Source organism: Dongia sp. agr-C8 (assembly GCF_054658695.1).
Map to the genome: position 1 here is coordinate 790,074 of NZ_BAAGHZ010000002.1, position 13,847 is coordinate 803,920.

The 13,847-nt window shown below is 65.2% G+C and carries 15 protein-coding genes; 3 read left to right on the forward strand and 12 right to left on the reverse strand.

From position 1 onward, the window contains the following. Window positions 1–290 precede the first annotated feature (290 nt). Entirely contained in the window at window positions 291–2,108 is a 1,818-nt protein-coding gene (locus ACYQ4T_RS11250) for an IlvD/Edd family dehydratase (protein WP_459853842.1), read from the reverse strand. 228 nt (window positions 2,109–2,336) lie between these two features. Between ACYQ4T_RS11250 and ACYQ4T_RS11255 the strand changes: the two genes are divergently transcribed. Genes ACYQ4T_RS11255 through ACYQ4T_RS11265 form a run of 3 tightly spaced genes read left to right on the forward strand, consistent with a single transcriptional unit; the run spans window position 2,337 to window position 5,442 of the window. Beyond that, window positions 2,337–2,609, forward strand: coding sequence for a hypothetical protein (locus tag ACYQ4T_RS11255; RefSeq protein ID WP_459853845.1), 273 nt, complete (start codon window positions 2,337–2,339; stop codon window positions 2,607–2,609). 56 nt (window positions 2,610–2,665) lie between these two features. Continuing rightward, window positions 2,666–4,741: a hypothetical protein gene (locus ACYQ4T_RS11260; RefSeq protein WP_459853848.1), complete on the forward strand. Its 2,076-nt coding sequence runs from the start codon at window positions 2,666–2,668 to the stop codon at window positions 4,739–4,741. A 5-nt stretch (window positions 4,742–4,746) separates the two neighbouring features. Continuing rightward, window positions 4,747–5,442, forward strand: coding sequence for a DUF3142 domain-containing protein (locus ACYQ4T_RS11265; RefSeq protein ID WP_459853850.1), 696 nt, complete (start codon window positions 4,747–4,749; stop codon window positions 5,440–5,442). Here the strand turns inward: ACYQ4T_RS11265 and ACYQ4T_RS11270 are convergent. The 11 genes from ACYQ4T_RS11270 to ACYQ4T_RS11320 form a co-directional block, all read right to left on the reverse strand. After that, the gene (locus ACYQ4T_RS11270) at window positions 5,432–6,637 is read right to left on the reverse strand and encodes a multidrug effflux MFS transporter (RefSeq protein ID WP_459853853.1); all 1,206 of its coding nucleotides are present in this window, start codon (window positions 6,635–6,637) and stop codon (window positions 5,432–5,434) included. The two genes, ACYQ4T_RS11265 and ACYQ4T_RS11270, sit on opposite strands and share 11 nt — an antisense overlap. A 37-nt stretch (window positions 6,638–6,674) precedes the next feature. Then, on the reverse strand, window positions 6,675–7,766 hold the full coding sequence (locus tag ACYQ4T_RS11275) for an alkene reductase (protein ID WP_459853855.1): 1,092 nt from the start codon (window positions 7,764–7,766) through the stop codon (window positions 6,675–6,677). A 121-nt stretch (window positions 7,767–7,887) separates the two neighbouring features. Continuing rightward, entirely contained in the window at window positions 7,888–8,100 is a 213-nt protein-coding gene (gene lysC / locus ACYQ4T_RS11280) for an Rz1-like lysis system protein LysC (RefSeq protein WP_459853858.1), read from the reverse strand. A gap of 13 nt (window positions 8,101–8,113) precedes the next feature. Further along, entirely contained in the window at window positions 8,114–8,530 is a 417-nt protein-coding gene (locus tag ACYQ4T_RS11285; protein WP_459853860.1) for a hypothetical protein, read from the reverse strand. Next, on the reverse strand, window positions 8,527–8,991 hold the full coding sequence (locus ACYQ4T_RS11290) for a transglycosylase SLT domain-containing protein (protein ID WP_459853863.1): 465 nt from the start codon (window positions 8,989–8,991) through the stop codon (window positions 8,527–8,529). The genes ACYQ4T_RS11285 and ACYQ4T_RS11290 overlap by 4 nt, the downstream gene beginning before the upstream one ends. A 13-nt stretch (window positions 8,992–9,004) precedes the next feature. Next, on the reverse strand, window positions 9,005–9,259 hold the full coding sequence (locus ACYQ4T_RS11295; protein ID WP_459853865.1) for a hypothetical protein: 255 nt from the start codon (window positions 9,257–9,259) through the stop codon (window positions 9,005–9,007). Between the two features lie 13 nt (window positions 9,260–9,272). Beyond that, window positions 9,273–9,593, reverse strand: coding sequence for a hypothetical protein (locus tag ACYQ4T_RS11300; protein WP_459853867.1), 321 nt, complete (start codon window positions 9,591–9,593; stop codon window positions 9,273–9,275). A 12-nt stretch (window positions 9,594–9,605) separates the two neighbouring features. Then, complete coding sequence (locus tag ACYQ4T_RS11305; RefSeq protein ID WP_459853869.1) at window positions 9,606–10,205, reverse strand: hypothetical protein; 600 nt, start codon at window positions 10,203–10,205, stop codon at window positions 9,606–9,608. Then, entirely contained in the window at window positions 10,198–10,647 is a 450-nt protein-coding gene (locus tag ACYQ4T_RS11310; protein ID WP_459853871.1) for a hypothetical protein, read from the reverse strand. The genes ACYQ4T_RS11305 and ACYQ4T_RS11310 overlap by 8 nt, the downstream gene beginning before the upstream one ends. A gap of 13 nt (window positions 10,648–10,660) precedes the next feature. Beyond that, complete coding sequence (locus ACYQ4T_RS11315; protein ID WP_459853873.1) at window positions 10,661–11,362, reverse strand: hypothetical protein; 702 nt, start codon at window positions 11,360–11,362, stop codon at window positions 10,661–10,663. A 297-nt stretch (window positions 11,363–11,659) separates the two neighbouring features. After that, entirely contained in the window at window positions 11,660–13,831 is a 2,172-nt protein-coding gene (locus ACYQ4T_RS11320) for a hypothetical protein (protein WP_459853875.1), read from the reverse strand. Window positions 13,832–13,847: the final 16 nt, after the last annotated feature.

The window sequence follows — 13,847 nt, forward strand, 5'->3', positions numbered from 1 at the left end:
GTACACCGCAGTCTCTCCCCGAGCGGCGCAGCCGGGTTCGGGCACTAAGTGACTCTACCGAGCCGAACCCCGGTTTGCCATGCACTTCTTACTGCCTAAGCCATCCAGACAAAAGGGAAAAAGCCCGCAAGAGTGGTGTCAGGAAGCCGCACCTGAGGGGCATCTTAGCCAATTGCCGCGGCGATTTGTTGCCGGATCGGCGGGTCGAATCGGGGGCGCCGGCTATTCGGAGACAAAACGGGGCCGGGCAACCAGCCCGACCCCGTTTGAAGAACCCCTGCTTCGCGGCCTCAGTGATTGTCGCGGGGCAGGCCTTTTTCCTGGGCGACCTTCTGGTATTTGATCGCCGGCTCCAGGACCATGCCCTGGTCGAGCTGGGCGACGATGCCGCGCTGGATCTCCTGCCAAGGCGTCTGGTGGGCCGGGTATTTGTAACCGCCGGCATCGAGCAGGGCCTGGCGACGGCTCTTGATCTCGGCTTCGGAGATCAGGACGTCGACCTTGCTGTTCTTGAGATCGACGCGGATCTTGTCGCCGTTCTTCAGGATTGCGAGGTTGCCGCCCGCGGCCGCTTCCGGTGCGCAGTTCAAGATCGACGGCGAGCCCGAGGTGCCGGACTGCCGCCCGTCGCCCATCGTCGGCAGCGAATGGACGCCCTGCTTGATGAGGTAGGCGGGGGCCCGCATGTTCACCACCTCGGCAGCGCCCGGATAGCCGATCGGCCCGGCGCCGCGGATCACCAGGATGGAATCCGCCGTGATGCCGAGCTTCGGGTCATCGATTCGGTGGTGATAATCCTCCGGCCCGTCGAACACGAAGCAAGTCACCTCGAAGGCATCGGGGTCCTTCGGATTCGAGAGATAGCGCTTGCGGAACTCGTCGGAAATCACGCTGATCTTCATAATGCCGCTGTCGAAGATGTTGCCCTTCAGCGCGACGAAGCCGGCGGCTTTCTTCAGCGGATTGTCGAAGGTCTTGATGACGTTCGGATCGACGATCTTGGCGCCGCGGCAGTTGTCGCCGATGGTCTTGCCGTTGACGGTCTGCGCTTCTTCTTCGATCAGGCCCTGCTTCATCAGCTCGGCCACCACCGCCGGCACGCCGCCCGCGTGGTGATAGTCCTCGCCGAGATACTCGCCGGCGGGCTGCAGGTTCACGATCAGCGGGATGTCGCGGCCATAGGTCTGCCAATCCTCGACATCAAGCCGGACACCGAGATGGCGGGCGATGGCATTGAGGTGGATCGGCGCGTTGGTCGAGCCGCCGATCGCGGAATTGACCCGGATCGCGTTGATGAAGGCCTTCTTGGTCATGATGTCGGAGGGCTTCAGGTCCTCCTTCACCATCTCGACGATGCGACGGCCGGTTTCATAGGCCATCTGCTGGCGCTCGCGGTAGGGCGCCGGGATCGCCGCCGAGCCGGGGAGCTGCATGCCCAGTGCCTCGGCCAGCGAGTTCATGGTGGTCGCCGTGCCCATGGTGTTGCAATAGCCGGTGGACGGCGCCGAGGAAGCCACCAGCTCGATGAAGCCCTTGTAGTCGAGTTCGCCGGTCGCCAGCAGTTCGCGCGCCTTCCAGACGACGGTGCCGGACCCGGTGCGCTCGCCCTTGAACCAGCCGTTCAGCATAGGTCCAACAGACAGCGCGATCGCCGGGATATTGACCGTCGCGGCGCCCATCAGCATGGCGGGCGTCGTCTTGTCGCAGCCGATGGTCAGTACCACCCCGTCCAACGGATAGCCGTAGAGCACCTCGACGAGGCCGAGATAGGAGAGGTTGCGGTCGAGCATCGCGGTCGGCCGCTTGCCGGTCTCCTGGATCGGATGTACCGGGAACTCGATGCATATGCCGCCCGCCTCGCGGATGCCTTCGCGAACCCGCTTCGCCAACTCGATATGGTGGCGGTTGCAGGGCGAAAGGTCGGAGCCGGTCTGGGCGATGCCGATGATCGGCTTGCCGCCTTGCAACTCATCCAGGGTGAAGCCGTAGTTCAGATAGCGCTCGAGATAGAGCGCCGTCATGTCGACGTTGTCGGGATTGTCGAACCAGGCGCGCGACCGCAGCTTGCGCGCCGCCGTGTCGTGACCGTTGGCCTTCTTGCTGGACATGGGATGCTTTCTGGCAGGGGTGCTTTAACCGATTTTAAGACCTTGAAGTATTTCGCCCAAGCGGGGCACGTCAAGAGCCCATTCCGGGTATTTGTACGAGAAATAGACCTCTCCCGCAGTGCAGCGAAAACCGCGTCGCTTGTGATAGGCTGAATGTGACAGTTCGCGGCGGCGCAAGATCGGCTTGGGACCGCCGGAACTCTCCCGATTGTCTTCCATTGGCGCTGCATGGACCCGGACCGAGCCGCCCTCACCGCAGCCTTGAAGCTGCGCCTGATCTGGATCGCAGTCGCCGGTCTGATTGTCGCGGGCCTGGCCGTGGCTATGCTGGCGGCGACCGGGCCGGTCACCTTCCATCTCGCCGCCGCCGTGGTCCTCGGAGCTTTCTTCACCTTTCTGCTCGGTGGCGGGCTGTTCGCGCTCTCGTTCTACAGCGCCCGCAGCGGCTTCGACGCCGAGGCCGCGCAGCCGGATGACGAGGATCACACGCGCCGCGGTTGACGGAGATTAAGCGGCCGACCAAAGTCCTCCGGCATTGGCGATCGGGGGCATGCGCGATGATCCGGCTGTTCGGCTTTTCTGTCCTGCTGCTTGCGTCGGCGCTTTGGCATCGCCCGGCGGCGGCCAGCTTCGACATGTGGTGCGAGCCGTCATGGACCCTGGTGCACCGCGACCTGACCGGATGCGACGACACAGCGATTCTCGGGCCCGGCAACGACACGCGGGTGAACCTGCTGCTGCTCCTGCTCGACCAGCGCGGCAAGGCCATCGAGGCGCCGGCGGGCACCGGGACGCCCGACCCCTTCGCCGAATGGCCGCTCTTCGCCCACCGCTTCACGCTCGCGCCGGCCGATGAGGAGGGCAACGACGAATACGCCTATGGCGAGGGCTCGCGCTGCCGCAGCAACGAAGCCGGCACCGCCGCCTTCGTCGCGCAGGTGAATGCCGCCACCGAAATTCCGGAAGCCGAGCGCGCGACCCTCATCGCCGCGCGCCAGGGCCTGCACCCGGATTGCGCGGCGGCGCCTGCCGGCGGTGCGGCGCTGGCGGAAGCGCTGCAAGCGGTGCAGTCGCCGCTCGGCCAGAGCTTCGCCGCCTATCTCCAGGGCGCACAGGCTTTCTATGACGGCGATTACGATGCGGCGAAGACGCAGTTCTCCGGTCTCACTTCGGTTGCCCAGCCCTGGCTGGCCGAGACCGCGCGCTACATGCTGGCCCGCGTCGAGGTGAACCGGGTGCAGATCGATGCCTTCGACGAATACGGCTATCGGAAGGATGAGCCCATCAATCCGCAGTCGATCGACGCGGCAGACGCCGCGTTTCGCGATTATCTCGGCGCCTATCCGCAGGGTGCCTATGCCGTCTCGGCGAAAGGCTTGCTGCGCCGGGTCTACTGGCTCGGCCGGCGCGCCGACCTGCTGGAAGGCGCCTATGGGGAGATGCTGGCAGCCCCGGCATCCTCCGGCCCTGGCGGGCCTGGGGACATCGCGCTGCTGGACGAAGTCGACAACAAGCTTCTGTTTGGCGAAAACCCGGCCAAGGAGCCGATCCTGCTCGCGGTCGAGGATCTGCGACGCATGCGCAGTGGCGGCAAGCAGCTCGAGCGCGCCGAGATCGAGGCGCAGCGTGCGCGCTTTGCATCAAATCCCGCGCTCTTTGAATACCTCCTGGCCGCCCACGACTTCTATATCGGGAACAAGCCCGAGGCGGTTTTGGCCGCGATCCCGGCCGTGACGGCGCAGGCGCCGCTCAGCTATTGCGAATTCAGCCGGCAAATGCTGCGTGGCATGGCGCTCGAAGCGCAGAAGGATGTCGGTGCGCGCGACCATTGGCTGGCGCTGCTGCCGGCCGCGACCCAGCCGATGCAACGGCCGGCCGTCGAGCTGGCTCTGGCGATGCATGACGAGCGTAGCGGCGCGCTCGACAAAGTGTTCGCGGCGGATTCCAAGGTCACCAATGCCAGCATGCGCGAGATCCTGCTCCGCAAGATCGCCGATGCGGATCTCCTGCGGCGCCAGGCCAAGGACGAAACCCTGCCGCAGCACGAGCGCGACACCGCGCTCTACGTGCTGCTCTACAAGGAGGTGACGCGCGGTCACTATGCCGACTTCGTGAAGGATCTTGCGCTGGTCCGCGCCGATGCGCCGGTCGAAGGCTATACCGGGGGCTTGAGCACCAGCGAGCCGGCGCCGCTCGGCATCTTCACCCAGACGACGACGCTGGGCGACTACGGCTGCGGACCGCTTAAAGAGACGGCGGCGAAGCTCGCCAAGAATCCGAAGGCGCCGAAGCCGCTGCTCTGCCTCGCCGATTTCATGCGGGCGAACGGGTTCGACCAGAACCAGCTCGACTGGCAGCCAGAGGCAGACCAGCTCGGCGGGACGAAGTCGCTGTTCGAGGGCGAGCCCTATGCGCGGTTCGACGTCTACAAGTCGCTGATCAAGAGCAGCAAGACGCCGCCCGAGGACAAGGCCTATGCGCTCTACCGCGCGGTGCGCTGCTACGCGCCGGCGCAGATCAATTCCTGCGGCGGCGAGGACGTGCCGGAGGAGCAGCGCAAGGCCTGGTTCCGCGAGCTGAAGAAGCGCTATGCCAGTTCGAAATGGGCAAAACAGCTGGAGGGTTACTGGTAACGCCGATGCGCGCCATCCTGGCGGCATTGATGATCGTGCTGGCATCGCCTGCCTTGGCGGCGCCGACCGACGCCGCCGACTACGACGCCTTCTTCCTCTGGGCCGGCGTGAAACCGCAGTCGGTGCTGGCCGAGGCGCGCAGCCTCTATCTGCTGCAAGGCCAGGTCGGTGGTAGCGATCCAGTCCGGCTGGTCTCCCAGCGCCCTGCTCTGCCGCGTGTGGCCAATGCCGATGTCTGGATGGTGGTGCGCGTCGAGACGCTCGACTGGCCCGACGAAGTCTATAAGCAGGTGCTGGCGACGCTCGCGCGCTGGCGCGCCGCTGGAAACAAGGTCGTCGGACTGCAGATCGATTTCGACGCGGGCACGCGGCATCTCGAGAACTACGCCGCTTTCCTCGCCGACCTGAGGAAGCGCCTGCCGAACGATACCCGCCTCTCCATCACCGGCCTGCTCGACTGGAGCAGCAACGGCGATCCGGCCGGTCTCGCGGCGCTCGGCGGCGTGGTCGATGAGGTCGTGCTGCAGATCTATCAGGGGCGGCGCGTGATCCCGGGCTATGCCGGCTATCTCGCAGCGCTACAGCGGCTGGAGCTTCCGTTCCGCATCGCCCTGCTGCAGGGCGGCGACTGGGAAGCGCCGGATCACCTCGCCGGTAATCCCTGGTTCCGCGGCTACGTCGTATTCCTGGTCAACGAGTAGCGCGCGCCAAGCCGCCGGCTTGCGGTTTCCGCAAGGTGATGAAGGTGGTGGCGCAGGCCAGGATCGCGCAGAGGGCGATCAGGGCGACCATCGGCTTGGCACCGGCCTCGGCGAAGAGACCGCCGAGGGACATGATGACGGCCCCGGTCATCATGCCGAGCGCGCCGCCCAGCGCCGAAGCCGCGCCGGCGATCGATCCGTGATGCTCCAGGGAGAGCACGCCGGCGGTCGGCAAAACCAGGCCCAGAAATCCGTAGCCCATGAAGAGGCCGACGATCATCACCGGCAGGCTGTCGAAGCCGGACAGCATGACCGCCGCCAGGATCGTCATCGCCACCGCCATGCCGGCGACCGCGGCCCGGACGACCGGTACAAGGCCGAAGCGCTTGGTCAGGGTGCCGGTGAGCTGGCTGAAGCCGAAGAAGGATGCGGCGTTCAGGGAGAAACAGAGGCTGAAGCCCCACTCCGAAAGCCCGTATTGCTCTTTCAGCACGAAGGGCGAATTACCGAGATAGACGAAGAAGGCCGAGAGTCCGAAGGCGCCGACCATCGAGAGCCCGACGAAGCTCCTGTCCTGCATGAGATGGATATAGGCGCGGAAGGCGCCGCCCCAGCTGCTGCCGCGGCGGGCCTCGTGCGGCCGCGTCTCCTCGAGCGCGATGACGGCGAGCAGGATGGCGATCAGCGCCGCCACGGTCAGCGCCCAGAACACGCCGCGCCAGCCGATGACGGCGATGACGCCGCTGCCGAACAGCGGCGCCATGATCGGTGAGACGCTCATCACCAGCAGCAGGAGCGACATCAGCCGGGTCGCCTCATGACCGGTGTGGAGATCGCGCACGATCGCCCGCGGCACCACCATGCCGGCGCAGGAGCCGAAAGCCTGCACGACACGGAATGCGATCAAGGTCTCTATGTCGGGGGCGAGCGCGCAGCCGACGCTGCCGATCGCAAACAGCACCAAGCCGGCATAAATCGGCAGCTTGCGGCCGAAGATATCCGCGAGCGGACCGTAGAACAGCTGGCAGACGCCGAACACGATGAAGAAGGACAAGAGACTGGCCTGGACGCCGGCCGTGCTCGCGTTCAGGCTGGCGCCGATCGTGGGCAGCGCCGGCAGATACATATCGACGGCGAAGGGACCGACCGCGGTGATGAGACCCAGCACCACGGCCATGCGCAGATAGTGATTCATGATTTGGCCGTGGTGATCTGGTGTTCGGTGATCTGGTCTACTGTGCGGCGGCGACGCGGTCGAGCGTCGGGTAGTCGGTATAGCCTTCCGCCCCTTGGGTGTAAAACGTTTCGGGGTTCGCCGGGTTCAACGGCGCGTTGGCCTTCAGCCGGGCGACCAGATCGGGATTGGCGAGGAAGGTGCGACCGAAGGCGATTGCATCGGCGCGGCCCGAGGCGAGTGCCGCGCTCGCATCCTCGAGGTGATAGTCGGAGTTGATGATCAGCTTGCCGCGATAGGCCTTGCGGATCTGCGGCACGAGATCGCGCGTGCCCGGGCGGAAGGTGCTCTCCGGTCGCGAGGCCCGCATCTCCAGGAAGGCGAGATTGAAATCGTTGAGGGCGGTCACTGCGGCGAGGAACAGAGCCTCCGAATTGGAATCGCCGCAGCCCTGCGGATCGTCATTCGGAGAAAGGCGCACCGCCGTGCGCTCGGCGCCCACGATCTCGACCAATGCCTGGGTCGCCTCCTTCAACAGGCGGATGCGGTTCTCGAGCGGTCCACCATAGGCATCGGTCCGTTTGTTGGTGCCGTCGCGCAGAAACTGGTCGATCAAGTAGCCGTTGGCGGCATGGAGCTGCACGCCGTCGAAGCCGGCGGCGAGCGCGTTCCGCGCCGCCTTGCGATAGTCCTCGACCACGCCGGGGATTTCGTCTTGCTCCAGGGCGCGTGCCTCGGCATGGGGCACCTTGCCTTCATAGGTCCGGATCTCGCCGGGCGCGGTGGTCGCGGAAGCCGAGACCGCTTTGGCGCCGCCGAGGAAGTTCGGATGAACGATCCGGCCCATATGCCAGAGCTGGGCGAAGATGCGGCCACCCGTCTGGTGCACGGCGGCGACCACCGGTTTCCAGCCCTCGATCTGCGCTTCGGTCCAGAGTCCGGGCGCATAGGCCCAGCCGAGACCTTGGCGGCTGATGCCGGTCGCCTCGGAGATGATGAGGCCGGCGCTCGCTCGCTGTGCGTAGTATTCACCCATGATCGGCGTGGGGACATGATCGCGGGTAGCGCGGCCGCGGGTGAGCGGCGCCATCAGGATGCGGTTGGGCGCATGAATGGCCCCAAGCTCAATCGGGTCAAACAGGGTCGGCATGTGCGGGGATTCCTGTCAGCGGGAGAGGTGGATTTCTATCTTGATCGCGCCGCTTGGATATTCAAGGGGCACGAGATTTCCTCTCGCCGAAGACTAACCCGCATACGCGCATGGTTTTGTGTCAAGGTCCCGCCTGCTGATAGACCGCGCGGATGCCCTCGACCTGATCGGCGCAGCGGCCGAGCGCGTCCTGCATGCGCGCGGTGAGGCCGAGGAGATCGACATCGGTCTCAATCTCCGCCGGAGTCCAGCTCGGCTTGGCACAGGGTGCGAGCAGCGCATCCGGGAGATCGCGATAAACCGTCACGATCTCGACCGGCGGCGGAAGCGGCACCGGGCGGTAAGCGTCACTGCTGCAGGCTTGGCAGAGCGTCGCGCACGATAGGACCAAGCAGACGAACGTCGTCGGGCCTCGCATGGGCGGCCTCCTTCAGGTGAGAGATCTTCGCTTCGAGCACGGCGATCCGCTGCGCCGCCTGGTCGGCATGGGAGGCGGCGATGGCGCGCGCCGCCTGGCCGTCGCTTTCCAGGCGGCGCAAGCTCTGCGCCTGACGCTCGATCACGCCGGCGCGCTCCGCGGCGGCACCCTGCCAGCGCGCGGCATCGGCGGCGGCGAGGTCGCGCTGTTGCGTGAGGCTGGCGATCGCCGCTTCTTTAGCGTCGAGGCGCGACCAGAGAACGGCTGTGGTCGCGCCGAGCAGGACGGTCGCCAGTGCCATGCCGAGGAAGACGTAGAGCCTGATGCTCGAGAGGCCGAACATCATTCCGCCTCCATCATGCCGCGCCAGCGCGCGATGCGACGCAGATAGTCGGTGGTCTGGCGCGCATTCGCCGGCCCGCTCACGGCGGCGAGGCAAGGTGCAATCGCCGGCCAGAGCCTGGCATCGCCGCAGACCGCCTGCGCCTTGAGGATCGTGCCGGCGCCGGCATTGTAGCTGGCAAGGCCGAGGTCATAGGCTTCCATCAACGTTCGATCGCGGCCGGACCAGATCCGGGCCATGCGCGCCTGAAACCAGACGCCGCCGAAGATGTTGTGCGGCGCCGAATGCGGGGAGATGCCGCGCCAGCCCATGGCCCTCTGGATCTCCGACCAGGTTCCCGGCATCACCTGCATGACGCCGCGGGCGCCGACCGGCGAGACGGCGGCGGGATCGAGGCGGCTTTCCTGAACGCCCTGCGCCTTGGCCCAGCGCCAATCGGGGCCGTTCGGGAGCCAGTGTGTCACCGCGCGCTGGAACTCAGAATCGAACCGTGGCGAGAACGAGTCCGACCAGCAGGGCGGCGCCGATATTGCGCTTGCCATAATAGTCAGCGGCAGCACGAGGATCGGTGAGGATGAGTGCCAGCGGACCGCCCTGCCCTTTGAAATGGGTCCAGCCACCGGCGAGCACGTCGAGGAAACGCAACGCGCCCCACCATCCAAGAATGGCCGCGAAAGCAAAGGCGAGATTGGCAGCCAGCGAAGCCAGCTGCGCCAGGAAGATCGAAAGCATTCAGGGAATCCTTTCATGGCTGTTTGCCGCTCATCGAGATCGCCGCCTCGGCGAGGCGCGCGAGGACCGGCACCAGGTTGCTGATCATCTGGTCGACTTTCGCCGTCATCACTTCCTGCCCGCGCTCGAGGCGGTGGATGTCCTCGCGCAGGTCATCGCGCCGCACGTAGTCGCGCCGGAGCTCGGCGTCGGCCGCCTCGGCGCGGTCGATCCGTTCATGCAGCTTGGCGGCGGAGCCAGAGATGCGGTTGTTCAGCACGCCGTAGACCGTGCCGAGCGAGCCGGCGCCGCCGAGCACCAGGGTCGCCAGCTGGATCCAGAACTCAGGCGTCATCGCTTGCTCCGGTCAGGCGGGATTGCCATAGGCGATCTTGAAGGTGAACTCGGTCAGCCAGTTGTTGGTGAAGTTCACGCCGGCGCCCTCCTTCATCCACTTGCCGTAGCGCAGGCCGGCAAAGGGATAGCCGAAGACGGGTGTCACCAGAGTGTCGGCATTCCAAGTGTTGCCGCCGAAGCGGCTCCAGTTGCCGAGGTCGGGGCCGGCCCACCAGCCCCAGGCCCCCATGTTGGCGCCGGTCTTGAAGTCGATGCTGATCTCCTCGACGAAGACCGGGACACCGAAATCGAACAGGATGTGGTCGCCATCGGCAATCGCGGTGCCGCCGGTCCCGGGCATGTCGATCGCATCGCCGGAGCCAACCGCCGTGCTGCCGTCCACCAGGTTGTCGAAGGTGCCGCCGTCCGGTGTGAAGCTGCCGCTGACGGTGATGAGGCCCGTGCGGTTGCCTTGGCCGAGAATATGCGCGTAGTCGGTGATCGGCTTCGGCGCCTGCGCGGCACCGCGGCCGGGTGCAATGAATGGCGGCAGACCCGAGCGCGCATTGGTGCCGCGCACCGGATAGGGCCGTGCGATCAGCGGCGGCCGGGCGGGCGATGGACTAGGCATCCGGCACCAGCTCGGCATATTCGGCGACGAATGCGAAGGCGTCGGTGACCGCGGAGCCGGCACGAACCTGCGCATAGAGCCGGTCACTGGCTTCCAGGCGCAGCGGCGCGGTCTCGCTGTAGGCGAAGTCATCCGCCGCCGGCGCCGTGGTCACGGCCCAGGTGTAAGCCGCGTGGGCAATGCTCCGCAGGCGTCGCATGGTCGTGCCGCCGTCCTTCGAGAGATAGAGATTGAGCTGGCAGGCGGTGGCGAGGTTGGGCTCGACCAGCTGCGCGGAGAGGCGGGTCACGGCGCAGCCGCCGGCCGGCGCCGTCATCAGCAGCGCCGTCCCCGTCGGTGTATCGTCGAGATCGGTGTTGGCGATGGCGGTGGCACTGCTCACCTTGGCGCTGGCGGTCTTCTGCGTCGCACCGTAGACCGGGTTATGGTTGAGAAGCGTCATGGGGTCATTCCCTTCATCGGCTGAGGGTGAATTGCGCGAGGCGCGTGGCGATCTGGAGCTGGGAGAGCAGCGCCGTGTTCGCGGCGAGCGTCGCGGCGAGGGCGGAGTTCGCGAGCTTGCGGGCGGTGATGAAGTCGCTGTCGTTGGTGCCGCCATCGACCAGCGCCTGGGTGGCGATCCGGGCGATGCCGGCCTGCGCCTCGGTCGCGTTGGTGACGGCACCCTGCAGCGCCACGTCCTTGTTCTCGAGCGCGAGGCCGTCGGCCGACCAGCCGAGCAGCCTGCCGCCGAGCGGATCCGGCAGCACAGCGGAGACGCCGGGCGCGATCGTCACCGGAAAGGTCAGCGCCCGATCCTGCCCGTCCTTCAGCTGCTGGTCGCGCATGACGGCGCGATCGAAGCCGCCTTCCAGCGTGTCCGCCGGCAGCGGATCATCCTCGACATAGTCGTCTTCCTGCGTGAACGGGATCTCGCGATAGATCGTGAGCGTGCCGCCGGTCGCCGGCGGCACCGTGGCGACCAGCGATCCGCCCGCACCGCCGCCGCCGATCAGCGAATAATCGGCATTCAGCGCGAGGGGCGTCGCGTTGCCCAATGCATCGACGAAGATCGCCTTCACGTCGGTATCGTTGAAGAAGGGGAAGTGGATGGTGAAGGCGGTGGTGACGCCGTTGGTCGCGTATTGCTCGCGGTTGATGGTACTGGAGACGGTCATGCCTGGACCTCTTGGGTTCCCATGGGCGATAGAGAGGCAGAGCACAGGGCTCAGCGTGACCACACTATAGTGTTAGTTTTGGGGAAAATCCAGGATTATTTTGGCAAGCCGTGTTGGCGCGTCCCGGACCTCTTGGACTACTTGTGTGGTCACATGGCTTTGAAGCGGAAGTCCTGGGCGCAGAGATGGACACCCGTGAGTTTCATGCTGAACCCGGGGTTTTCCATACTTGCGATATGCTTGAATCCGACGGATCTCCAACGCCTGGCATGCTCGAATACGCATTCTTGGCGCGTGCTACATATCCTTCACTGCGCGCTGCAAGTAGCCAGGCGACATCATGTCTTGCAGCTGATGGAGCAATGCTGTGTTGAGCACCCGGCGCGTCACCTGCAGCCTATCGAGAGCACTACCCTGTCCTTTGGCCCACTCAGCCAAAGCGGCGCGCATGTCATCGCCGTTTCTCGCCTGACGCCAAATACGGAGCGCCGACGCGAATGCGGGATTGAGTATTTCCGTCACGGCGGAAAGCGGCGTCGATTTCAGGCCCGTCGTATCGCCGAATAGGAGATCGGCGCAAAGCCCCAGCGCGCCGCCGGCCATCGCCGCTTCGAACCAAGGTGCATCATCGTCCTCTTCATCATCTCCCTTTTTTGCTTCTGGCGGCGTGGATGCCCCGTCACGGATGAAATCGAAACTTAACTGTTTCAGCCGTGCAAAAAGCACGGTCCACGTGAGGAGGCTTGCAAGAGCCGGAAGTCCATCGCCCTCCGCCATCGCCTCATGCATGGCCCGATCGGCCTCGCGCACCTCGGCTTTGCCATGTGCCTTGGGCAAGAAGGGCGCGCGAAACTGGCGAAACTGCGCGAGGAAGCGGAGCAATTCGCCTTCGGCCGTAAAATCCGCCACGCCTCGCATGAAGCGGCGGTGAGCTTCCTCTTCGATACCAAGCGATGCAACAACGATCCGATCGCCCAGCCATGCGTCCGTCCCGCTGCGCGCCTCCCTCAATACCGCTTCGGACGGCGGTGTATCGAGGCGCACGACCCCGAATATTGCTCGGACCACCTCCCACTTCCCGGCATCGAGACCGTATTGCGATAGCGTGGCGGCGAAAGCCGGATCGATTTTAGAGAAGCCCACTCGCATCTTTTCGCCCAGGAATGCGCTGAGCGCCATATGCGAGGCGCGCCGCGTCACTTCCGTCCACCAAAACACGACATTGAGCTTCAGGAACTGGCGCAAGAGCTCCGCCGCCCTGCCGGGCGGGCTATCCAGCGAAACAAAACGATCCGCCAGCGCTGCGTTGAAGGCCGTGCTGAACATGCCTACCCCGAGAGCGAAATCGGGCCGTTGCTCTGGCGCGTCTACACCGGCGCCGGCGATGAACTTTCCGAGCTGCGCATCGATCGCATCGAACAAGGTGGTTCCATCGAACGGCACATCCGCGCTGAACGCCGGCATGTCCTCGAGCTCCGGGAACAACGCCTCGCCAAGATCCACCAGATTCTGGCGTGCTGCAGCCGTAATCTCGCGTTCGGTCTGCGCATCGAGATGACCGGGCCAAATCGGCGCCAGACCGGACAGGGTACCGTGAAGCAGCATGCTCACCCGCGGATCGAACGTCTTCTTGGTTTCCTGCTCAAATGCGCGGAGAACGCCGTTCAAAACCTCGGCCGGCTGCGTACCGAGCACGGCGGTGAGACCCGCGCGCCGCGTGGCGCGTTCGAGTCCGGCAACCACAGCATCGCGCAATGTTACCAAGCCGAAGCGCAGGTTGTATTCGATCCAGCTATCGGCATCTTTGAAATAGAGGAGAAGTCTCGGGTCATCCTGATATAAGCCGATGCTGTCGAACGCGAGATCGAGAAATACATCGCGACGGATATGCTCGAATGTCCGATCGTCGAGCAGGGGCTCGATGAATGAGATCCAGCTCTCCTTGCCTGCCCGCTTGAGCTTCAAGCTGTCGTGGCTTCCGCCGATCAACTCGCCAGGATAGGCATGGCGATAGCCGCCTTCCTTGTTCTGCACATTGCGCGCGATCCTGACATAGTTCGCAATGATTTCCGCCATCGCGACAGCTTGCGCCGGAGGATGGCCGTTCGCGTTCGCAGGATGATTCGCACCGGCAAGCTGCCAGAGTGCACGGGCGACAGCTCGGTCGAAATTCGGCCCGCCGCTGGTCCAAAGCGAATAGAGATTGCTCTTCTCAAGGTCCGAAACCAAGGCGCCCAGCAGGAGCACCAACAGCTCGTGGTGCCGTGCCTTTGCCGACCAGAAGGGCACCGGCCCTCCGGCTTTGACTTGCGAGAGAGTGTCGGGATCTCCGATGAGCGCAGCCTGGAGCCCCGCGGCCAGATCGTCGGTCCCGCGTTGAAGCAGATAATCGATCAGGACGTGGCCACGCCGCTCGTTGTGCGCAGGCTCGTGCTCGGCGATTGCCGCGCGGATCTCGTCGTCGGTCATCTCGCTCACGGGTTTT